Source organism: Gymnodinialimonas sp. JB5-7 (assembly GCF_055693405.1).
This window is the reverse complement of the sequence record NZ_JBVFUX010000012.1, coordinates 1,118,203-1,139,533: the sequence shown is the minus strand read 5'-3', so window position 1 is coordinate 1,139,533 and position 21,331 is coordinate 1,118,203. Positions and strand designations below refer to the sequence as shown.

The 21,331-nt window shown below is 61.1% G+C and carries 22 protein-coding genes and 5 pseudogenes; 14 read left to right on the top strand and 13 right to left on the bottom strand.

Translation table 11 applies throughout. The annotated features are described in order from the left end of the window. Positions 1–174 precede the first annotated feature (174 nt). Complete coding sequence (locus ACZ1HK_RS13995) at positions 175–1,044, top strand: branched-chain amino acid aminotransferase (RefSeq protein ID WP_472629203.1); 870 nt, start codon at positions 175–177, stop codon at positions 1,042–1,044. Positions 1,045–1,150: 106 nt separating this feature from the next. Beyond that, positions 1,151–1,486, top strand: coding sequence for a DUF2794 domain-containing protein (locus tag ACZ1HK_RS13990; RefSeq protein ID WP_472630838.1), 336 nt, complete (start codon positions 1,151–1,153; stop codon positions 1,484–1,486). Here the strand turns inward: ACZ1HK_RS13990 and ACZ1HK_RS13985 are convergent. From ACZ1HK_RS13985 to ACZ1HK_RS13975, 3 genes are read right to left on the bottom strand one after another with little or no spacing between them, the layout of a single operon-like run. Beyond that, entirely contained in the window at positions 1,483–2,319 is an 837-nt protein-coding gene (locus ACZ1HK_RS13985; protein WP_472629202.1) for a C40 family peptidase, read from the bottom strand. The genes ACZ1HK_RS13990 and ACZ1HK_RS13985 overlap by 4 nt on opposite strands. Next, the gene (locus ACZ1HK_RS13980) at positions 2,316–3,689 is read right to left on the bottom strand and encodes a leucyl aminopeptidase family protein (RefSeq protein WP_472629201.1); all 1,374 of its coding nucleotides are present in this window, start codon (positions 3,687–3,689) and stop codon (positions 2,316–2,318) included. The genes ACZ1HK_RS13985 and ACZ1HK_RS13980 overlap by 4 nt, the downstream gene beginning before the upstream one ends. A gap of 59 nt (positions 3,690–3,748) precedes the next feature. Then, on the bottom strand, positions 3,749–4,153 hold the full coding sequence (locus ACZ1HK_RS13975; protein ID WP_472629200.1) for a hypothetical protein: 405 nt from the start codon (positions 4,151–4,153) through the stop codon (positions 3,749–3,751). Positions 4,154–4,321: 168 nt separating this feature from the next. Between ACZ1HK_RS13975 and ACZ1HK_RS13970 the strand changes: the two genes are divergently transcribed. The 5 genes from ACZ1HK_RS13970 (at position 4,322) to ACZ1HK_RS13950 (ending at position 7,511) form a co-directional block, all read left to right on the top strand. Then, positions 4,322–4,972, top strand: a complete 651-nt coding sequence (locus ACZ1HK_RS13970; protein WP_472629199.1) for a carbonic anhydrase — start codon at positions 4,322–4,324, stop codon at positions 4,970–4,972. A gap of 66 nt (positions 4,973–5,038) precedes the next feature. After that, entirely contained in the window at positions 5,039–6,019 is a 981-nt protein-coding gene (locus ACZ1HK_RS13965; RefSeq protein WP_472629198.1) for a sodium-dependent bicarbonate transport family permease, read from the top strand. Between the two features lie 5 nt (positions 6,020–6,024). Further along, complete coding sequence (locus ACZ1HK_RS13960; RefSeq protein ID WP_472629197.1) at positions 6,025–6,336, top strand: P-II family nitrogen regulator; 312 nt, start codon at positions 6,025–6,027, stop codon at positions 6,334–6,336. 77 nt (positions 6,337–6,413) lie between these two features. Beyond that, positions 6,414–6,944, top strand: a complete 531-nt coding sequence (locus ACZ1HK_RS13955) for an SRPBCC family protein (protein WP_472629196.1) — start codon at positions 6,414–6,416, stop codon at positions 6,942–6,944. Positions 6,945–6,983: 39 nt separating this feature from the next. Next, entirely contained in the window at positions 6,984–7,511 is a 528-nt protein-coding gene (locus ACZ1HK_RS13950) for a hypothetical protein (RefSeq protein ID WP_472629195.1), read from the top strand. Here ACZ1HK_RS13950 and ACZ1HK_RS13945 read toward each other — a convergent pair. The 3 genes from ACZ1HK_RS13945 to ACZ1HK_RS13935 all read right to left on the bottom strand — a co-directional run bounded on the left by ACZ1HK_RS13945 (position 7,508) and on the right by ACZ1HK_RS13935 (position 10,470). After that, positions 7,508–8,260, bottom strand: a complete 753-nt coding sequence (locus ACZ1HK_RS13945) for a DUF4139 domain-containing protein (RefSeq protein WP_472629194.1) — start codon at positions 8,258–8,260, stop codon at positions 7,508–7,510. The two genes, ACZ1HK_RS13950 and ACZ1HK_RS13945, sit on opposite strands and share 4 nt — an antisense overlap. After that, complete coding sequence (locus tag ACZ1HK_RS13940; protein ID WP_472629193.1) at positions 8,260–9,204, bottom strand: DUF4139 domain-containing protein; 945 nt, start codon at positions 9,202–9,204, stop codon at positions 8,260–8,262. The genes ACZ1HK_RS13945 and ACZ1HK_RS13940 overlap by 1 nt, the downstream gene beginning before the upstream one ends. 243 nt (positions 9,205–9,447) lie before the next feature. Then, complete coding sequence (locus ACZ1HK_RS13935; RefSeq protein WP_472629192.1) at positions 9,448–10,470, bottom strand: aspartate-semialdehyde dehydrogenase; 1,023 nt, start codon at positions 10,468–10,470, stop codon at positions 9,448–9,450. A gap of 338 nt (positions 10,471–10,808) precedes the next feature. On the opposite strand from ACZ1HK_RS13935, the pseudogene ACZ1HK_RS13930 reads away from it, so the two are divergent. Then, positions 10,809–12,094: pseudogene (locus ACZ1HK_RS13930) on the top strand (DEAD/DEAH box helicase). On the opposite strand, the pseudogene ACZ1HK_RS13925 reads toward ACZ1HK_RS13930, so the two are convergent. Continuing rightward, a pseudogene (locus tag ACZ1HK_RS13925) lies at positions 12,091–13,259 on the bottom strand (MFS transporter). The pseudogenes ACZ1HK_RS13930 and ACZ1HK_RS13925 overlap by 4 nt on opposite strands. A gap of 168 nt (positions 13,260–13,427) precedes the next feature. On the opposite strand from ACZ1HK_RS13925, the gene ACZ1HK_RS13920 reads away from it, so the two are divergent. Continuing rightward, positions 13,428–14,447 carry an extracellular solute-binding protein gene (locus tag ACZ1HK_RS13920; protein WP_472629191.1) on the top strand — a complete coding sequence of 340 codons (1,020 nt, stop codon included), beginning with the start codon at positions 13,428–13,430 and terminating at the stop codon, positions 14,445–14,447. A gap of 34 nt (positions 14,448–14,481) precedes the next feature. On the opposite strand, the gene ACZ1HK_RS13915 is transcribed toward ACZ1HK_RS13920, so the two are convergent. From ACZ1HK_RS13915 to ACZ1HK_RS13895, 5 genes and pseudogenes are all read right to left on the bottom strand, one after another. Beyond that, positions 14,482–14,832, bottom strand: a complete 351-nt coding sequence (locus ACZ1HK_RS13915) for a hypothetical protein (protein WP_472629190.1) — start codon at positions 14,830–14,832, stop codon at positions 14,482–14,484. Between the two features lie 5 nt (positions 14,833–14,837). Next, entirely contained in the window at positions 14,838–15,707 is an 870-nt protein-coding gene (locus ACZ1HK_RS13910; protein ID WP_472629189.1) for an MFS transporter, read from the bottom strand. Continuing rightward, a pseudogene (locus ACZ1HK_RS13905) lies at positions 15,704–15,973 on the bottom strand (HupE/UreJ family protein); the annotation flags it as partial. The gene ACZ1HK_RS13910 and the pseudogene ACZ1HK_RS13905, both read right to left, overlap by 4 nt. A gap of 85 nt (positions 15,974–16,058) precedes the next feature. After that, positions 16,059–16,277, bottom strand: a pseudogene (locus tag ACZ1HK_RS13900) (HupE/UreJ family protein); the annotation flags it as partial. Between the two features lie 23 nt (positions 16,278–16,300). After that, positions 16,301–16,831 carry a hypothetical protein gene (locus tag ACZ1HK_RS13895; RefSeq protein ID WP_472629188.1) on the bottom strand — a complete coding sequence of 177 codons (531 nt, stop codon included), beginning with the start codon at positions 16,829–16,831 and terminating at the stop codon, positions 16,301–16,303. 14 nt (positions 16,832–16,845) lie between these two features. Between ACZ1HK_RS13895 and ACZ1HK_RS13890 the strand changes: the two genes are divergently transcribed. From ACZ1HK_RS13890 to ACZ1HK_RS13875, 4 genes and pseudogenes are all read left to right on the top strand, one after another. After that, positions 16,846–17,652, top strand: coding sequence for a DUF4198 domain-containing protein (locus ACZ1HK_RS13890; RefSeq protein ID WP_472629187.1), 807 nt, complete (start codon positions 16,846–16,848; stop codon positions 17,650–17,652). A gap of 70 nt (positions 17,653–17,722) precedes the next feature. Further along, complete coding sequence (gene leuD, locus ACZ1HK_RS13885; RefSeq protein WP_472629186.1) at positions 17,723–18,328, top strand: 3-isopropylmalate dehydratase small subunit; 606 nt, start codon at positions 17,723–17,725, stop codon at positions 18,326–18,328. A 241-nt stretch (positions 18,329–18,569) separates the two neighbouring features. Then, a complete protein-coding gene (locus ACZ1HK_RS13880; protein WP_472629185.1) occupies positions 18,570–19,418 on the top strand; it encodes a hypothetical protein in 849 nt (282 codons plus the stop codon). 118 nt (positions 19,419–19,536) lie between these two features. After that, a pseudogene (locus ACZ1HK_RS13875) lies at positions 19,537–20,419 on the top strand (endonuclease/exonuclease/phosphatase family protein). Here ACZ1HK_RS13875 and ACZ1HK_RS13870 read toward each other — a convergent pair. Then, positions 20,374–21,033 carry a Rossmann-fold NAD(P)-binding domain-containing protein gene (locus tag ACZ1HK_RS13870; protein WP_472629184.1) on the bottom strand — a complete coding sequence of 220 codons (660 nt, stop codon included), beginning with the start codon at positions 21,031–21,033 and terminating at the stop codon, positions 20,374–20,376. The pseudogene ACZ1HK_RS13875 and the gene ACZ1HK_RS13870 overlap by 46 nt on opposite strands. Here ACZ1HK_RS13870 and ACZ1HK_RS13865 point away from each other — a divergent pair. Beyond that, entirely contained in the window at positions 21,032–21,319 is a 288-nt protein-coding gene (locus ACZ1HK_RS13865; RefSeq protein WP_472629183.1) for a hypothetical protein, read from the top strand. The two genes, ACZ1HK_RS13870 and ACZ1HK_RS13865, sit on opposite strands and share 2 nt — an antisense overlap. Positions 21,320–21,331: the final 12 nt, after the last annotated feature.

The window sequence follows — 21,331 nt, the reverse complement described above, 5'->3', positions numbered from 1 at the left end:
GACCGGCTTACCGGTTTCCGGTCAGTTTATGTCAGCCTTGTTGACTTTCCAAGAATCAATTGGTAGCCAAACTGGCATTTTGCGTAATTTTATGTCCGAAGCGGACCCATCTTGCGCAACATTTGAAAACCATGCCCGAGTGGAAGCGGGTTCATGCGAGGAAAGGAAGGGACCATGGCTGGAGCCTATGATGACCGCGACGGTCAAATCTGGATGGACGGCAAGCTTGTTGATTGGCGCGATGCCAACGTACACCTTCTGACGCACGCGATGCATTACGCGTCCTCCGTGTTCGAGGGCGAGCGCGCCTATAACGGCAAGATCTTCGAGAGCCGCAAGCATTCCGAGCGCCTGCATTACTCTGCCTCGTGCATCGATTTTGAGATCCCCTACACGATCGATGAAATTGAGGCGGCGAAGTATCAGGTGATGAAAGCCAATGGCCTGACCGACGCTTACGTGCGCGCCGTCGCCTGGCGCGGCGCCGGTGAAGACATGGGTGTCAGTTCCGCCAAAAACCCAGTCCGCCTCGCCATCGCGGCTTGGGAATGGGGCAGCTATTACGGCGACGCCAAGATGAAGGGCGCCAAGCTCGACATCTCAAAATGGAAGCGCCCCTCGCCCGAGACGATCCCGGTCCATGCCAAGGCCGCAGGCCTCTACATGATCTGCACCACGTCCAAGCACGCCGCCGAGGCCAAGGGCTGTTCCGACGCACTGTTCATGGATTACCGAAACTACGTGGCCGAGGCGACGGGCGCCAACATCTTCTTCGTCAAAGACGGTGAAGTGCATACGCCTAAACCCGACTGCTTCCTCAACGGCATCACCCGCCAGACGGTGATCGGGATGCTGGAAAGCAAACAGGTGAAGGTCCACGAGCGCCACATCATGCCGGAAGAGCTGGAAAGCTTTGAGCAATGCTGGCTGACCGGCACGGCAGCCGAAGTGACGCCCGTGGGCCAGATCGGCGACTATAACTTCGAAGTCGGTGCGATGACCCGTGACATCGCGCAGAGCTATGAGGAGTTGGTGCGGGCTTGATCGCATTACTCAAGTGACATCCGAAAGGCTCCGCTCCTCTGCGGGGCCTTTTTTCATTCCCGCGCTTGACCCCCATCCCCTTCGCCCCCACCATCACCCCATGGTGATGCATTTTCAGCCGACCGGCCCGTCCTCCACTCAAAAACAAATCGCGTTTCATCGTACGGAGCTTGGTGTGATCCTCGGCCTCTACGGGCGTATGGTTGCCGCTGGTGAATGGCGGGACTACGGGATCAGCCATCTTTCGGACGTTGCCATCTTCTCGATCTTTCGGCGGACCGCCGAGCATCCGATCTACCGCATAGAGAAGCGCCCGAAACTCCGCGACAAGCAGGGGCAATATTCCATCATCGGCATGGACGGGCGCATCCTGAAACGCGGCAACGACCTGAAGACCGTGCTGCGCGTTCTTGAGCGCAAGCTGATCCGGGCGGTCGACTAGGCCAGATCCAACCGCTTGCGCGATGTGATGGGGCCGAATTCACTGGCCTCAATCCGGGCGGCGGCATCCTTCAGCGGCTCATAGGCGACCGACATGTGATGCGCATTTGCATGCAGCAACATCCGGTCGCTCGCCATCAAGCCAACATGCCCTTTCCAGAAAATCACATCCCCACGCTTAAGCGCCTCATCCGGTGGAATGTCTTCGCCCAACGCCATTTCCTGTTGGTCACTGTCGCGCGGGCATTCAATTCCGCAGGCATGGAGGCAGGACTGAACCAGACCCGAACAATCTATCCCCCATCGGCTTGTTCCACCCCACAAATAAGGCGTACCAAGGAAAAGGTCCGCGATCCCAACAGGATCAGCAAATTTCGCGTTGATCGGCATCAAATGCTGGGATGGCATGAAATGCCCCGTGTGGATGCGTTTGAATGTGGCCTTCTCACCCACGATTTTCACCTGACTGCCGAAGTACAGGCACACGTCAGGTGGCGCCTTGATATTGGCCTTCGGATAAAGGTGGGTCGCGGGTGAGATCACCCAGTGCGTCGCGGGTTCGGCCCCGGTCAGCGCACCGGACAACATATAGCCGACATAGCCGTCCTTCTCGGACTGACCGAAGGCAAAGCCATCCTCGGTGTCGAGCACCAGAAAACGCTCTCCAAAGACCAGCTGCGATGTGCGCGCGCCACGGGGCTGATCGGCGATATTGGCGATGGGTTGTTGGACCATCATCAAGCGACCATCGGTATAGCGCTCGGCCTCGACCACGCCCTTCAGCGATGAATGGGCAACACGGCCATTGGAGGGGGTGGTACGGGGATCGCTCATGGGGCCAACACCTCGGGCAAAGCTTGGAACAACGCACGAACGCCCTGGCCAACCCCACCCTTCGGCCGAGCGGGTGCATTGGCGCGTTGCCATCCATAGATATCGAAATGCGCGAACCGGGTGACATCGGCAAACCGGCGCAGGAACAGGGCCGCCGTGATCGAGCCCGCCATGCCCCCAGAAGGTGCATTGTCCAGATCGGCGATGCCAGGCTCGATCATGGCCTCATAGGGGTCGTGGAAAGGCAAACGCCAGATCGGATCAGCAACAAGCCGCGCGGCGGCGTTCAGGGCTGCCGCGAGAGGTTCATCGTCGGTGTAGAACGGTGCGAGATCGGGCCCGACTGCCACACGCGCAGCGCCGGTAAGCGTTGCCATGCAGATCATCATGTCTGGCTTAGCCTCAGACCCGTAAGCAAGTGCATCGGCCAGAACCAGGCGGCCTTCCGCATCGGTGTTGTTGATTTCCACGGTGAGGCCATTGCGGGCTGTGAATATGTCTCCGGGTCGGAATGCATTGCCCGAGACGTTGTTTTCGACCGCCGGAATAAGCACGCGCAGGCGGCATGCCATTTGGCTGGCCATGATCATCCGCGCCAAGCCAAGGACATTGGCCGCGCCGCCCATATCCTTTTTCATCAATCCCATCGACGCGCCGGGTTTCAGGTTAAGCCCCCCTGTATCGAAGCACACACCCTTTCCCACCAGTGTCACTGCGGGTCCGGCGCTGCCCCAAGTCATCTCAATCAGGCGGGGCGCCTTTTGTGCGGCACGCCCAACGGTGTGGATCAGAGGAAAGTTCTGCGTCTTAAGGTCGTCACCTTCCACAGTCGCAACCGAAGCACCAAATTCATCCGCTAGGTCGCGTACCGCCTGTTCAAGCGCATCTGGTCCCATATCTTCAGCCGGGGTGTTGATCAGATCGCGGGTCAGGGCCTCCGCTGCAGCAAAATTCTCAAGCCTTGTTGCGTCAACGCCGCCCGGCGTCGCCAGCCGCGCTGTGGGCGCGGCTTGGGCGCGGTAGCGATCAAAGCGGTAGCACGACAACAGATAGCCCAGCGCGATTTCATCCGCGTCGGCACCTGCGGGAAGCGGATTATTAATCCGGTACGTTGCATCTGGAAGCCCGGCAATCGCCGCGCCCGCGGCAAACCTTTTGCGCGTCCGTGTTGCTGGCGTTCCGATCCCCACCAACGCGCCGCCACGATTAGGCAGGGCAAGTGTGCGCCCAAGTTGGCCTTTGAACCCGTTGAAATCTGCCCATTCCTTATGCTCGACACTCAGTTCGGACAGGACCTGGTCCGGCGTCTCACTGTCGACCAAATAAATCGGCAGCGTATCCGTACCGTCATCGGCAAATCTCAAAGCCATTTTCGCACCCCTTTTGTGGGGCGCAGCCTAACGTTCCGGCACCGCTTCGCAAGGTCAGATCAACCCGACAGATCCTCCAGATCCCAGACTGCGTGGATGGACCTTTCGCCAACACGTTCAAGGCGGGCCAAGGTGGCCGCAAGTGCGACGTTATTGGCGGTGGCGTAGCTGTGCAGCACCGATTGCGCGACCCGGGCCAGCGTGGACATTCCGATCAACTCGGCGTCCCGGGCGATCTGATCGACATCGCGCTGAAACATCCGGTCATCTCGGTCGAGAAGCCCGCGCAGCTTTGGCAATCCCTCCGAAATGCGATGCAGGGCGAGGGCCACTTCGGCCTCGGCCCGCACTTCGCCAATTCGGTGGCACAAATCCTCAAGGCATTCCGGGTCGAACCGTGCCGGTTCTTCCATCGACAATGCCGTCACATGAGAGGCCACCCCGACCCCTTTGTTCCGTGTCATTCACTCGCTCCACTTCATTCGCCCCCACCACAGGACGCCCTCGAAAGGGATCGGCGCTGAACATCTGTGAGCGTGCTGAAGAAACCCTTTATCGCGCCGCAAAAAGCGGCTGCAATTTGAATGGAAATCCAGTTAAACCTGAGGTTGAACGATCCAAGAGGCGACCCGATGCATCGCGTAAAATCCCTGCCGGACTATCTGCTCAAACGCTACAATAACTGGAAAGACACAAGCTTTCCTGAAAGCCGCGATCTGATCCGAAAGCTTGCCGTCGAAGGGCAACATCCCAAAGCCATGGTGATTGCCTGTTGCGACAGCCGGGTCGATGTCACTTCTATCTTCGGTCAAAAGACCGGCGAATTGTTTGTACATCGCAATATCGCGAACCTCGTACCGCCCTATGCACCAGGTGTTCACAACCATGGGACCGGCGCGGCGGTGGAATATGCGGTCAATCATTTGAAGGTCTCCCACATCGTGATCATCGGTCATTCCCGGTGCGGCGGTGTGGCCGGCTGCATCGCCATGTGCTCGGACGAGGCGCCCGAGTTCGAAAAGGAAACAAGCCTGATCGGTCGCTGGCTCGATATTCTGCGGCCCGGCTTTTCACGGGTGGCGGATATCGCCGACCCTGATGCCAAACAGATGGCGCTCGAAAAGGAAGGGGTGCATGTCAGCCTTGAGAATCTGCTGACCTATCCGTTCGTGAAATCCGCCGTCGATGACGGCAGCCTCAGCCTCCATGGCCTTTGGACGGATATTGAGGATATGGGGATCGAGGCCTTTGACGGGACAATAAGGCATTTCGCCCCCGCCTGACTTGCACAGCCGCCACTGCCCCCGTAAAGCCCCGGTCAGACGGCCGCTGTAGATGGGGAGACCTCGATGGAGGGAATGCTGGCGCTTGCCGCAGATAATCTGCTGTCGCCGATCATCCTGTTCTTTGCACTCGGCGTTCTGGCCGCCTTTGCCCGATCCGATCTCTCGATCCCCGAGGCGATTGCGAAGGGCATGTCGATCTACCTGCTGTTCGCCATCGGCTTCAAAGGCGGTGCGGCGGTGGCCGATAACGGCATCGATGCAACGCTGATCCTCTCGCTGGTCGCGGGCCTTGTACTGTCCTTCGCCATACCAATGGTGGCCTTCGCGCTTTTGCGGGTGATGACGGGCCTATCTGTTGTGGATGCCGCCGCTGTCGCCGGCCACTACGGCTCCATCTCCATCGTGACCTTTGTGGCCGCCACCTCCGTGGTGCAGGGTGCAGGGCTCGACTCCGAAGGTTACATGGTCGCCGTCGCCGCCGTGATGGAGGCGCCTGCCATCCTTTCGGCCCTGTGGCTGATTGCCCGCTTCGACAAGGGTGCCGCGCAGATGGATGCAGGCCTGATGCGAGAGATTTTGCTGAACGGGTCAATCGTTCTGCTAGTCGGATCGTTCCTCATCGGGGTCATCACCGGCTCGGAGGGTCTGGACCTGATTGCGCCCTTTATCGTGACGCCCTTCCAGGGCGTGCTGTGCCTGTTCCTTCTGGACATGGGTCTGGTGGCGGGGCGCGGTTTGCGTGAAGCGCGCGGTGTGCTGAAGCCCGGCCTGTTCCTTTTCGGCGTTGTCATGCCGGTCGTCGGGTCAGCCTTTGGGCTGCTGGCGGGGGTCCTCCTAGGTCTCAGCCCCGGCGGTGTTGTGCTGTTCATGACGCTGTCGGCCTCAGCCTCCTACATCGCTGTGCCAGCCGCGATGCGCGTGGCTTTGCCCGAGGCGAACCCATCGATCTACCTGACCCTGTCACTTGGCGTGACATTCCCCTTCAACCTGACCCTTGGCATCCCGCTCTACCTCGCGGTTGCCTCTTTCGTGACCGGAGGCTGAGCCCCATGCAAACCCACAATGCAAAGCGCGTAGCCGTGATCATCGAGGCTGTGATGCAATCCCGCCTGACCGACGCCATGGAAAATGCAGGCGTCAGCGGGTATTCAGTGCTGCCCGTCTTGGCGGGCGGTGGCCGGTCCGGCAATTGGAGCCGCGAAGGCCAGATCGGCCGGGGCCAGGGAATGGTTCAGGTGATCTGCATCATTGCGCCCGACAAACTGGACGACTTGCTCAACAAGGCCTTTGCCGTGGTCGAAAAGCATATCGGGGTGATCAGCGTCAGTGATTGTCAGGTACTTCGGGCCGAACGATTCTGATCCGTCCGAGCGCTCTTGCAAAAAAGTGCACAACTTGTGGTAGTATCGCGTGCAAATAACCTGCGCGGGAGGGCGCCATGCGTATTCTTCGAAATATCCTGATCGGCCTTGTCGGCCTTGTAGCGGTTCTGGCGATTGTCGGAATGTTCCTGCCCAGACATGTGATCGTTGAGCGGGATCTGGTGGTAAATGCGCCGCCGGACGCGGTCTTCCCCCATGTCAGCTCACTTCAGGCCTTTGCGGAATGGTCCCCTTGGGGCGATATCGACCCGGACATGCAGGTCGCCTATTCAGGCCCGGATACGGGTGTTGGCAATGTCATGGAATGGACATCGGATCATCCCGATGTCGGCAATGGACGGCAAGAGATCGTGGAAATTATTGAGAATGAGAGTGTCCGGACCGAGCTCGATTTCGGCGATATGGGCACGGCGGAGGCCTGGTGGCGGCTTGAGCCGGACGGCGACGCGACACGCGTTGTCTGGGGGCTGGATGCCGATATGGGCGGTGGCCCGATCGGGCGCTGGATTGGCCTCATGATGGATGGGCTGGTCGGCGCGGATTACGAGCGTGGTCTCGCCCGGCTGCAAGAAACTGTCGAAGGCTGACTTAACTCCGGCTTAACCAGAATCGGATGGGGTGTCGGCATGGATATGTCCGCCCCCATCGCCATTGACCTGCCACCCGAGGCGCTTGCCGCCCTCCGCCGATGCGCGCGGGCAGATCAGATGTCGCCCGCGACTCTTGCCCACAAACTGCTGGTTCAGGCCCTCACACCCCATATCCGCACTGCGCGGACACCCGACAGGGTGGAGGAAGGGCGCAATCAACCCCTTCTCGGCCACTTACGTGCCCGCCTCGCAGTCGATCTGGCTGAAGCTGCGGATTGGGAAGATCTACAATGCCGGTTTGCAGCCCATGGCTACACGTTCCGCGAACGTGGCGGAGGCCTCGCGCTCTATTGCACAGCGACGGCGGCAAGGATCTGCAAAACGGCTGATTTGGGTTGGAGGTATGCGGATCTGATTGCCAAGTTTGGCGCTGCCTTGCCTAGCCCTGCACAAACCGAATTGGCCCGGCGCGTAATGCACCGGGCCACAGCCGGGGATCATCCTGACTTGTTCCCCGACCTGATCGAGGATGAGGGAGAGGTCATCCTGATCGAGGACGATTAGGGCCGCCAGTCGAGGATTTGGCCGTCAGGGAATTCAAATTCGGCCCGAAGCTCAATCAGGGCCTCTTCTCCGGATGCCACAACCAACTCCCAGGCATGAACGCCACGTTGGTCATCGACATCCTCCTCGGATGGGCGCGGGCTCAGGCTCACGTCCAGCTCAAGGTCTTCCTGTTCGGCGAACGGAACCGCGTAGAGGATACGGACGTCTTCCGCCTCTGTTCCGGTGTTCGTCACGCCGAACGCCAATTCACGCGCCTGCGTTGTGGAGGTCGTGAATAACCCACGATCCCCCTCCGCAAGCGAACGGTCGATCCAGCGCAGTTGCAGGTGGTCGAGCGGGCCAAAGCCCATCTCAACATCTGCGCCCGCAGCGATCAGCGGCAGATACCCGTCGCCCATCAGCGCACCATCGCGGAAGAAGACAGCCTCGCCCGGCAGAATCGGCTCGCCCAGCGTGTTTTCGACCTGGGCGACCAGGAAGGCGGTGACGTCATGGCGGGGGATCGCGCGGTTTTCCATCTCCGTGTCCAGCGTGACCGTGTCGAAGGGCAGGATGATCTCGCCCGAGGGGCCGACACTGACGGGATCGCCATAAGGGTAAGTGATGGACAGGCCATCGAATTGCGCGCCAAGCACACCGGTGTCTTCGACGATGACGACGGGTTCCATCGCCGGGGCCGCGGCGCCAGCAATGAGTGATTGGGTCGGAACAACGCCAACACGACTTTCGGCATCACCCATAGACATCAGTCCGAAGCCCCCTGCACAGGGATTTCCTCGGGATCGATGAGCCGGGCGGGGATGGAAGCCAATTCGCTCGGATGCCGGTCGCGGCCCGGCGTGGCAGTTGAGAATGTGACGTCGACGCCGTCCCATGTCGCAGCCCCGTTCGTCCGCAGGACGACGAAACGGTCTACCTCTAGAACGCCGGTATCGGTATCCAGTTCCATCTCGTAGGCCGGCTCCCACCCCGCGGATTGGGACAGATAGTCGAGCTCGAACGCCAGCTCACCTTCCTCGGCCACCACGACGTCAATCGCATAAGCGGTGATCTGGGTGCCAAGCGGGCGCAGCTCTTGCAGGGCTTGCGTAGCACGGGCCAATTCGGTCTGCGCGTCGGTCACGGCCTCGGCCAGATCACGGCGGGCGACGGCGGCAGCTTGGCGTTCTTGCGAAAGGCGCTCGGTTTCCGCACCAAGCGTCGCCAGAAACTGTGGCACAAGCGCGGGATCGTCGGGCATGGACACGCCATTCTCACCACCGCGCAAGATGGCGGAGACGTAGGTTTGCTGGGTTTCGATGGACCGGATCTCGGCATCCGCCTCGACCAATGCATCCTGTACGGCTTGCAGCGCATCTTCGGCGGCCTCAACAGCGGCGCGGGCATTGGCTTGAGCTTCTGTATCCAGCGCGCCTTCTTCGATGGGGAAATTCACGAGGTCCTGCGGCACGCCGAGGCGCTGGCCATCCGCGCCGGTCATCTGGGGCAGGCGGGCTTCGTAGAGGTCGGGCATAGCGACGATCAGGCGGTGCTGGCCGGCGGGCAACGTCACAGTGCCAGAGCGGGTCAGGGCGGCGCCATTGGCGTAGACGAGCGCGTCGGTTAGGTCAGCGCGGACGAGGAAATCATCGGCCTGCGCGGCGAAGGGAAGGGTCAGGCAAATGGCAGTCGTCAGGAAAAGGCGTTTCATTGGCGAAGGGTCCTTTAAATAGGGTCAGTCCCACCATCGGCCGGGTCGCCCCGCCAAACAAGGTGGGGAAACCCGGCCCGGCAGGGAGGGTGGATATGAAGGTAAGACGCGGGCCACCGGCCAATCCTTGGGTCGGCCACAAAAAAGCGGTTTGTGCAAGCTTGCACAAACCGCCTAAGCATTTGCTTTATCTTAATTTAAGAGAAATCGTTTACCTTTTGTTAACCCCTGAAAGCACCCCGATCAGGCCTTTTTCAGCACCCGATTGCCCAAGGTCTCGGCGATCTGCACGGCATTCAACGCCGCGCCCTTGCGCAGGTTATCGGACACGCACCAAAGGTTCAGGCCGTTCTCGATGGTCGAGTCCTGACGGATGCGGCTGATGAAGGTGGCATAGTCGCCCACGCATTCCACCGGTGTCGTATAGCCGCCATCTTCACGCTTATCGATGACCATGATGCCCGGTGCCTCGCGCAGGATATCGCGCGCCTCATCCTCGTCGAGGAACTCTTCGAATTCGATATTCACCGCCTCGGAATGGCCCACGAACACCGGCACGCGAACGCAGGTGGCGGTGACCTTGATGGAGGGATCGACGATCTTCTTCGTCTCCACCACCATCTTCCATTCTTCCTTGGTGGTGCCGTCCTCCATGAAGACGTCGATCTGCGGGATCACGTTGAAGGCGATCTGGCGCTGGAATTTCGTGGGCGGGACATCTTTCACCGGGTTGTAGACAGCCTTGGTCTGCTCCCACAGCTCATCCATGCCTTCCTTCCCGGCCCCTGAAACCGACTGGTAGGTCGACACGACCACACGCTTGATCTTTGCACGGTCATGCAGCGGCTTGAGCGCCACAACCATCTGCGCGGTCGAGCAGTTCGGGTTGGCGATAATGTTCTTGTTGTGCACCTGATCGACGGCCTCGGGGTTCACCTCGGGCACGACCAGCGGGATCTCCGGATCGTAGCGGTAGAGCGAAGAGTTATCGATCACGATACAGCCGACCTTCGCAGCCTTGGGCGCGTATGTCTTCGTCGCGTCCGAGCCAATGGCGAACAGCGCGATATCCCAGCCCGTGAAATCGAACGTATCAAGGTCCTTGGTCTTGAGTGTCTTGTCACCGAAGCTGCACTCGGACCCCAGCGACCGACGCGAGGCAAGCGCCACGATCTCATCGACGGGGAACTGGCGCTCGGCCAGGATGTTCAGCATTTCGCGGCCCACGTTGCCGGTGGCGCCTGCGACGACGACTCGGTAACCCATGATCTGTTCCTTTTGAATGGGACGGCGCGGCTTTACGCCATGCGTCCGGGCAAGGAAAGAGGGCAACACCAAGATCACTGAAGGGTGTCATAAGCGCCGCTGATACTTGACTTGTTGGCCCGCCGGGTCCATGTGGCGTCCAACGATGCTGCACTGCCGCGTGAGCAGTCGCCCCGAAGTACGGGCCACCAGCACCGATACATATTCCCAAGATCCCCATCACGCAGGGCTCTGACGATCGGCGGATGAGCCGCCCGGTCGCACCCTCGCCCCGCCACGCATGAGTTGTGGCATAGTTTCGGCTTGCGTCCTTTGGCGTGGGCCCGAAAGGACATCTATTGTTTGATTTCGACATGCTCGGCCTGAAACCGAGCCTTTCCAAGGCCCTGAAGGAAAACAACTTCAAGGAACCCACCCCGATCCAGAACCAGGCGATCCCGCTTGCGCTGGACGGACACGACATCATGGGCCTTGCCCAGACCGGTACCGGCAAGACGCTGGCTTTCGGTCTGCCGCTGATCGAGCATCTGCTGGGTCTGCACGGCAAGCCCGACCCCAAGACGGCGCGCGCGCTGATCCTTGCGCCAACGCGCGAGCTGGTGAACCAGATTGCTGACAACCTGAAGGTCTTCACCCAGAACACGCCGATCAAGGTCGGCACGGTTGTGGGTGGGCAAAGCATCAACAGGCAGATCAACATGCTGTCGCGTGGCACCGATATCCTCGTCGCCACGCCGGGCCGCCTGATCGACCTGATGGAGCGGAAGGCGATCCGCCTGGATACCGTGCGCCATCTGGTGCTGGACGAAGCGGACCAGATGCTGGACCTGGGCTTCATCCACGCCTTGCGCAAGATCGCGCCTGCCCTTGGCACGCCACGGCAGACGATGTTGTTTTCGGCGACGATGCCGAAGCAGATGGAAGAGCTTTCGCAATCCTATCTCAACAATCCCAAGCGGGTTCAGGTCTCACCCCCGGCAAGGCGGCGGACAAGATCACGCAAAGCGTGCGGTTCATGTCCAAGCCCGAGAAGGGCGATGCCCTGCGCGCGATCCTGCGCAAGGACCCGGACGCGCTGGTGCTGGTCTTTGGGCGGACGAAGCATGGCTGTGAAAAGCTGATGAAGGGGCTTGTGGCCGACGGGTTCAACGCGGCTTCGATCCACGGCAACAAGTCTCAGGGTCAGCGCGACCGTGCGATCAAGGCGTTCCGTGAAGGGTCGGTTAAGATCCTTGTGGCGACGGATGTGGCCGCGCGTGGCATCGATATTCCCGACGTGGCTTACGTGATCAACTATGAGCTGCCCGATACGCCCGACAATTATGTGCACCGCATTGGCCGGACCGCGCGGGCGGGCCGTGAGGGGGAGGCGATTGCCCTTGTTTCCGCCGAGGAGGTCGATCTGCTGAAGGACATCGAGAAGCTGATGAAGATCAGCATTCCCGTGACCCATGGCGAACGGCCCGAGGCGGTGAAGGTTGAGAAGCCGTCCCGTGGCGGGCGTCGTCGCGGCGGCGGTGGAGGTGGCGGAGGCGGTCAACGCAATCGCAGCCCGAAGCCAATGAACGCCGAAGGCAAACCGCGCCGTCCGCGCCGCAACCGTCGCCGGAAATCGGCTGCTTAACCATCTTTAGAGACTGCGTAGGCGGCGAGCCCCAGAAGGATCGCCGCCGCGAATAGTGCAAAAAGCACGCCGAACGCGGCCTCTGCCCCCATCGTGGTGGCGAGCGACGCGTGGGTCGGGCCAGAGACGAACTGCATCACGCCCGCCCCGCCCATCCCGAACAGGTTCAGAAGCGTTACACCCCGCCCGGTCAGGTGCGGCGGTAGGAAGCTGCGCCCATGGGCCATGACGGCCGGGTATGAGGCGCCGAACAGGCCGATCGCAGCAAAGATCACGACCGCTGTGCCCACGGACCCGGGCGGCGCGATGAACAACAGCCCGCACAGCGCGGCCACGATCAGATTTCCTGCAACAATGGCCCATTTGCGGCTTCGGGCGATACGGTCGATTGGGCCGTAGACGAAGTTTCCCGCCACCATGGCAAGACCCATGACCAGAGTGGCGGTGCCGATCTGTTCCAGCGAGGCCCCGAAGCTTTCGCTGATGTAAGGGCTGATCCAAAGGCCGCGAATGCCCGCCATGGGCGCGTAGCAGATGAACATGCCAATCAGGATCGGCCAAAGCGCACGGATGCGGAGCAGTTCCGCGAAGGAGCCTTTGGCCTCCCCTCCGGTTTGGCGGGGTCGCGGACGAACGCACCGATCCCTATGGCGATGAGGGCGGTAAAGGCGGCAGTGGCCCACAGCGTCTCGCGCCAGCCGAAGGCCTCGACGGCAGTGGCGAGTGGCGCGGGGGAAAGCAGGTTGCCGAGCGATGAGATGCCGACGGTGACCCCCGCCAGCGTGCCGAAGACGGCGAGTGAGAAGGTGCGGGCGAAGATAAAGTAGGACGACATCAGGATTGGCGCGCAGCCGATGCCGATCATCGCCATGGCCAGCGAGATCATCCACGGCGCGCTCGCCGTGGCAAAGACAACGCAGCCGCCCACTGCGCCGATTGTGAAAAGCGCAAAAGACGTGCGGCGCGGCCCGATGGTGTCGAGCGCCCATCCAACGGGCAGCTGCATCACCGCAAACGCGGCGAACCATAGGCCTGAGGCCTGGGCGAGGTCGGCGGTTGTGGTGCCAACATCCTGCGCCAAGGCCGGGCTAAGCACGGCCAGGAACGCGCGGAAGAACTGACTGAGGCAGTAAGCGATGATCAGACAGGCAAGGCCCGCGCGCATGTTCGGCCTCCCCTTGCGTTACAGCCCCCTCGGCAGACTGGCCCTGCCTCCCACCAGCTGCAAGTCGGAATGTACCCGATTATTTTTGTCGGAAACATCTTGACCGGGGGCAAAGACTCGGGTTGAAAGCGTCTGACTGTTTTAGTCAGGAACATGTAGGAGCAATCCATGACACGCACGCTGACCGCCCTTCTTGCCACAACAATCTTCGTTTCCGCCGCCACTGCGGCGCAGGCGCAGGAACTCAACCTCTACTCCTCGCGCCACTATGAAACCGATGAGCGGCTCTATTCCGATTTCACCGATCTGACCGGCATCACCATCAACCGCATCGAAGGCAATGCGGACGAACTGATCGCGCGGATGGCAGCCGAGGGCGCAAACAGCCCCGCCGACGTCTTCCTGACCGTCGACACCTCCCGCCTGCAACGCGCCGCCGATATGGGCCTGCTTCAGCCTGTCGACAGCGACGTTCTGGCCGAACGAATCCCCGCCAACCTGCGCGACGATGACAACCTGTGGTTCGGCTTCAGCCAGCGCGCGCGGATCATCTTCTACGACACTGCCGACGTCGAAAATCCGCCACAGACCTACGTTGATCTGGCCGATCCAGCCTATGAAGGCATGGTCTGCCATCGCTCCTCCGGCAACGTCTACTCCCAGACGCTTTTGTCGGCAGTGATCGAGAACTTTGGTGAGGAAGCTGCCCGCGAATGGGCCGCCGGCGTCGTCAACAATTTCGCCCGTGATCCGCAGGGCGGGGATACCGACCAGCTGCGCGGCCTTGTGTCGGGCGAGTGCGATATCTCAATTGCAAACACCTATTACATGGGACGCGCCATTCGCACCGAAGTCGAAGGCCTGAACGAAGCCGACCGCGCCCAGATCGGCTGGGTCTTCCCGGACCAGGGCGGCAACGGGGCCCATGTGAATTTGTCGGGCGGCGGAGTGGCCGCAAACGCGCCGAACCCGGACGCAGCCATCGCGTTCCTGGAATACCTCGTCTCGGATCAGGCGCAGCAATATTTCAGCGCGGGCAATGATGAATATCCGGTTGTCGGCGATGTTCCCATTGCCGAGTCCGTGATGGCCCTTGGCGAATGGGAAGCCGACGATGTGGACCTTGCCGCCGTGGCCGAAAATGTTCCGCTGGCGCAAGCAATCTTCAACGAGGTGGGTTGGGAATAAATCCCTTTTGAAATGACCGTATCAGCGGGCGCCCCTAACCGGGCGCCCGTTCTGTGTTTTGCAGGCTGGCTGTCCAGAGCATCACCGGCACCATCGCGGCGCTGACAGCCAAGCACCACAGGCCCTGCGCGACGCCTTGTTCTGGATAGGTGACGCCAAGGTCGATCACCCACCCTGTCAGCCCCGGCCCGATGGCGGTGGAGACCACCATGATCGCGGTGGCAATTGCCCGGACTGAGCCCAGATGATCGGTGCCAAACAGCGTCGGCATAAGCGTTCCACCGAGCGTTGCCGCAACGCCTTGCGTGACGCCGACAAGGGCAAGTGCGACGGCCCATCCGATCGGCGTTTCGGCGGGTCCGATCAGGAACATGCCCAGGGCCATGGGGATCAGTGCAAAGGGAGCAAGCGCACGGGACCGAAGCGGTCGGCGAGGCTGCCTGACAGAAACCCAACGGTGACGCTGGCGATTGCATAAGTGGAATAGCTTGGCCCCAGTTCGATCAGGTCCCAGCCCTTCACCTCCGCCACATGAACGGCGTGGAAGAACACTACGGTGCCGATAAAGCCGGGGGTCAGCAGGAAGGGGATGAAGGCGTAGAACAGTGGATGGCGCAGCACCTGCCCCCGCGTCCAGTGTCGCCCGTAAAGCCCCGGCGCCCCGTGTCCGCCGTCCGAGCCTTTGGGCGCACGATCCTGCGCAAGCAACAGGACAAGCAGCGGGATCAGCACAACCACAATCACTAAAGCCGTCACGCCCCAAGTCGCACGCCAGCCGATGCTGGCAACGACCGCAATGACAAGCAGCGGCAAAAGCGCCTCTCCCACGGGGTAGCCCAGATTGGTGATTGCCATGGCCCGTCCGCGCGTGGCCACAAACCAGCGCGCCATGGCGGTGGCCTTCATGTGCGTCATCATCCCCTGCCCGCAAAAGCGCAGCAGAAAGATAGTCAGGATCAGCAGCCAAACCGATTGCCCAACCGCCATCAAAACGGCCGCCCCTGCAAGGGCCGCAGCGACCATCACTGCGAGGCGGGACAGGCGGACGGTATCGGCCTTGCCACCAAGCAAGATCAGTAGTGCGGCCGAGGACAGGGTGGCGATGGTGTAGATCCCGCCCCATTGTCCATCGCTCAGCCCGTAGGTTGTCCGGATCTCACCCGCGAATAGGGCGATGAAGTAGGTCTGTCCGAAGGAAGATCCGAGAGACAGGAGAAGCCCGGTGGCAAGCCACCGGGCATTGTCCCGAACGAAACTCATAGGAGAGTTCGCTCAACCACCCAAAAGGCCCCGATGGCCGCGATGACGAGAGATGCCGGAATGGCGATGGCCTTGCGATACCAGGGCCGTGTGATGAACCAACCGACCAGGACAAAGGCGATTGCAAGGACGGCAAGCTGGCCAAATTCCACGCCGATGTTGAAGCCGATCAGGGCCACAGCGAAGCGGTCGGGCGCGATGCCGTAGTCCCCCAGCACGCTGGCAAAGCCAAGGCCGTGTAGGAGGCCGAACGCGAAAACCAGTGCCGTGCGCCCGCGCGTGCTGCCCCAGCCAGATCATATTCTCCACCCCGACATAGACGATGGTGGCGGCGATCATCGGCTCCACAATGCTGGCGGGGATACTGACGATATTTGTTGCGGCCAGCGCAAGCGTGGTTGTGTGGGCCACGGTGAAGGCCGTGACTTGCCAGACAAGCGGTCGCAACACGGTGGAAAAGAAGAAGAGGCCCAAAACAAACAGGATGTGGTCGACGCCCAGAGGAATGATATGTTCGAACCCCGCCCCGATATAGCGCAGGAAGACGGCACCCGCGCCTTCGGTCAACACCTCGGCCCGCGGCAGTTCAGGGGTCAGTTCGCCACCATCGAGGAAGCCTTCATAGGCGTCTTCTCCCCGCCGATCTGACGAGGGATGAATGTGCCGAATTGCGGGGCGAGGCCGATCTGCACGCCTGCATCACCATCCGGCAGGGCGGCTGTGATGGTCAGCAGGCTGTCGCGGGGCAGTTCGACGTTTCCAACGGGCGGGATCTGGACGGCGGCAATCTCGGGGGACAGGAGGTCGCCGCCCGATTGCAGGATGAAGCCTTCGCTGATCCGCGGCCAGGCGCCGCGCAGCGCAGCCTCCAGCGCGTCGGGGTCCAACGCACGCAGGTCATCGTAGACCGCGGCCTCGGGCGCATCGTTCGTGTCGTCAATATCGCGAAGGTCTATGCCGGCGATCAGCGTCTCCAACGTGATCCGCAAGCTCATCGTCACGTCCGCTTCGCTAACTTCGATATCCGCGATGGTCGGACGGATCTCATGCGCCGTGGCCGGCAAAACCGTGAACAGAAAGGCGATTGACAATAGCACACGCCAAAGCATCGTTACAGCACTCATCGGAAGGACCCTTTATGAAACCCCTGTTTCTCGCCGCGACACTTGCGCTTCTGGCGCTGACTGACAAGGGCGCGGCCCATGAATTCTGGATTGATCCCGAAGACTTTACGATTGCTCCGGGTGAGGTCCTGTTGAGCGATTTGCGAGTCGGACAGGAATTCGTCGGCTCGGCCATGAGTTTCCTGCCGCGTCGGTATGAGACCTTCGTCGTCATCAATGGCGGAGAAACCCGTGAGGTTGAGGGACGGATCGGGGATATCCCGGCGCTGAACATGGAAGGGCTGGACGATGGTCTGGCGGTCGTTGTCCACCAAACCGGTGTCAGCGATCTGACCTGGTCGGAGTGGGAGCGGTTTCTGAATTTCGCCAATCACAAGGATCTCGGCGATGTGACCGCAATGCATGAAGCGCGCGGGCTGAGCCAGGAGAATGTCCGCGAGGACTATATCCGTTACGCCAAATCGCTGGTCGCCGTAGGGGATGGGGCCGGTGCGGATGCGCGGTTCGGAATGCGGACGGAGTTGGTGGCGCTGGAGAATCCATACACGGATGATCTGGGCGGCGACCTCGCGATGGAGCTTTGGTACGACGACGCCCTTCAGCCCGATTACCAGGTGAAACTGTTCGCCATGGATGCAGAGGGCAATGTTGAGATCACCCTGCATCGCACCGATGCAGACGGCATTGTTTACCTGCCCGTCGAACCCGGTCTGACCTACATGGCCGACGCGGTGTTCCTCGAAGCGGTCGAACCCAGAGCCGAAGGGGGCGCGATCTGGGTCACCCATTGGGCCAACATGACATTCGCGGTGCCTGAGTGAATTGGGCGTACGTGACCTTGTAGCCCCCGCCCCAAGGCGCTAATCCACTGCCGACCAAAGGAGAGCGCCCATGGACAAGTTCACCAAGCTGACAGGTATCGCCGCGCCGATGCCCCTGATCAACGTCGACACCGACATGATCATCCCGAAGCAGTTCCTGAAAACGATCAAGCGCTCGGGCCTTGGCGTGAACCTGTTCGACGAGATGCGCTATGACGATGATGGCAACGAGATTGCCGATTTCGTCCTGAACAAACCCGCCTACCGCGACGCGCAGATCCTTGTCGCAGGTGACAATTTCGGCTGCGGCTCCTCCCGCGAGCACGCGCCCTGGGCGCTGTTGGATTTCGGCATCCGCTGCGTGATCTCTACCAGCTTCGCCGACATCTTCTTCAACAACTGCTTCAAAAACGGCATCCTGCCGATTGTTCTGCCGCAGGAAGAGGTCGACAAACTGATGGACGACGCCGAGCGCGGTGCAAACGCCGTCATCACCGTCGATCTGGAAAGCCAGACCATCACAGGCCCCGATGGTGGCGAAATCAGCTTCGAGGTGGACGCGTTCCGCAAGCATTGCCTGCTCAACGGCCTCGACGACATTGGCCTGACGCTTGAAAAATCCGCTTCCATCGAAGCGTTTGAGGCACAGGCAGAACAGGCACGCCCCTGGGTCTGAACCGCAAATGCGGTGATGCAAAACTGTGACAGGTCAGCAGCTTAACCGGCGCGTCCAACCCACGGGCGCGCCGTTTCAGTTGCGGGCTTGGGCCAAATTGGGCACAAATGTGTCAAAACAGTGCCCGGATTGCGCGGTTCTCAACCAATTCACATGAAATTGGACGGATCGCACCACGAAGCGGGCCAAAAGGCAGAACAAGATGTCGGCATGAACTGGCATCAGTATTGAGGTAGAAGCGGTGTTCACCAGATTGGTCGGCGCAATTGTGCGGGCGATTATGATCGTCGTCGTCATTTTGACGCCGTCTTTGCTGTCGCCGGGGGCCAACGCAGAGAATGCGCAGGTCATCACGCTTGTCGCCCTCGCCTTCGCCCTTGTGACAGCCTTCGAATATGGCGCCAAATACCCCGGCCTGATCGAATTCCGCGACGCCCCGCCGTTCAATCGCATCCGCATCATCGCCCTTTTCCTGATGCTGTTTGGCCTTTCGGTCATTGCCGGTGTCGATCGAGAAGGCTCAACCCTCGCGATGGTGATCACTGCCCTTGGGTTCCTTGTGGGCCATGTCTTGGACTTCTCCTTCAGCCCGCTGCGCATTGTTGTAGAAAACCTGCCTGGCGGTGTTGATCCGTCAGTTTCAGGCCAAGTTCAGGCCATGGCTGGCCTGGCCGTTTTGGTCACCATCGTTTCGCTGTTTCTGTTTTCTGCGCTGATCCGTACTGGCAACTGGCCGAACCGCGGGACTGCGTTCAACGTCTGGATCAACTTGCCGACCTTCGATCCGACCGCAGGCGGCGACGTTATCAAAAGGTTGGTCCGCGACGGCCGCGTTAACGTTATCTTTGGAATTTCCAGCCCATTTGTTATCCCGGCGGTGGCGGTCATGGGGGCGAACCAGTTGCAGATCCCCGTGCTGGCCTCGTCGCAAACCATGGTCTGGGCCGTAACGCTATGGATGTTCCTCCCTTTGAGCCTCGTGATGCGCGGCATGGCGATGCTGCGGATTGCGCGGATGATCCGGGCACGCCGCGCGCGCCTTATCGCCAGCGTCGAGGCCGACGCACCCGGTTCAGCTGTGCCCTCTTAGTCAGTCTGGTCGCCGGGCTGCCGGCCTTGGCCGACCCCTTCGTCTAGCGAGCTTCCACACCGATCTATCTGGGCGCGGGCCCGGCACAGTCCTGCGCGACATCTTGCGTTTGGAAGATGTGCCTGCCGCCACGATCGACATCATCGTTGAGGCGCGGGCCGACATTCTCGCCCTGCAGGACATCGATTTCGACGCCGGGCATGCAACCGTCACAGCCCTTCAATCCGCTTTGACCGAGCGCGGGCTTGATTACCCGCACGTCGTTTCCCTGCGGCCCAATTCCGGATGGCCCACCGGGCAGGATATCGACGGCGACGGGCGCACCGACGGACCACGCGACGCGCATGGATATGGGCGCTTCAACGGCGAAGGCGGTATGGCCGTGCTGTCCCGCCATCCTATCGGTGATGGTGCGCGACTTTTCTCATCTTTTGTGGCGTGACCTGCCAGATGCAAGTGCCGACGATGTAACGCCCGAGGAGGCCTTGGCCGTTCTGCGGCTGCATTCCGTTGCAGCGTGGGATGTCGAGGTGTTGGTTGAAGGGCAGCCTTTCCACATCCTTACATCCCATGCATCTGCACCTGTCTTCGACGGCCCTGAGGATCGCAACGGGCTGCGCAATGCGGACGAGTTGCGGTTTTGGCACTTGTATCTGGATGGCGAATGGTCCCCGTCAGGCGAGCCCTTCGAGGCAGAGCATTTCGCCTATCTGGGTACGCTCAACCTCGACCCCGAGCGCGGCGAAGGGCGACGCTACGCCCTTCTCGATCTTTTGTCCCACCCCGCCCTGCAAGACGCCGCGCCGACCAGTCCTTTCGGCCCCGCAACCGCAGATTGGGCCGATCCCACGCCCGGTGATCTGCGGGTCGACTATGTTCTGCCTGCCCGATCCCTGACTGTCGTGGCGTCGGGGGTGATCTGGCCAGAGGAAGGACCATTGGCGGAAGCGGTAGCTCAGGCCTCGGACCACCGGTTGGTTTGGGTCGACGTCGATTTCTGAAGCAGGGGTGCGCAGGCCTTTTGAAGGGCCTCCTTGAGGGGCGTATGCGGAACCGTTGGCAGACTCTGCGCGAGGGCCTGACCATTGCCTTGGTGCGGGCGGCGCCAGAGGTAGCGCATCTCGACCAAGTGCTTGGCCTCAGCCCAGAAGGGCCGCATCAGGTGGATTGGCATCCAGGACATTACCTTTGCCTTAACGGGCTGGCCCGCTGCAGCCTGAACCGCTTGTGCAAGCTCAGCACCGGTCAGCGTGTAGCCCTCGAACATGTAGTCGCTGAACAGCGGTAAGGATTCCAGGCGATCCGCCAACATTGCTCCAGCCTCAGTGAGATCGGGCAAGTAGGCCCAGGCGTGGGATCGGTCCAGCGGGCCGGGATAGCTGAAGCGGCCTTTGGCGATCTTGGCGATGATGATCTTGTGCAGCCAGTTCTCAGAGATTTCGGTGTCAATGTAGTCGCCTGCGCGCAGGATGATCGTCTTCACGCCGGCGTCGCGGTACGCTGCCTCCAACTGACGGCGGATTTGGCCGAGATGGTTCGTCGCGCGGTGGGGGGTGTCGGGACCGATGATCGCGGGGATGTCCTCGCCGAAGACATATACGTTTCCGGGGATCATGAACGGCGGCGCCGGAGGCTTTGGCGGCTTCGATCACCTGCTTGGTGAGGCCCGGGACGAGGGCGGCCCATTTGGAATAGGGCGGGTTCCAGGCGTTGACGATCAGGTCGGTGCCTTGGGCGGCTTGTACGAGGTCGTCTTTGGCGCGGTTGAAGGGGCGGACGGTCCAGCCGTGGCGGGTGAGGGCGTCTGCCATGTGGCGGCCGAAGCGGCCGGTGGCGCCGAGGATGAGGGCGGTTTTGGGCATGGGGTTCTCCATCGGTTGAGGTCTCCCGTATCACGTTGATCATTCACCCAT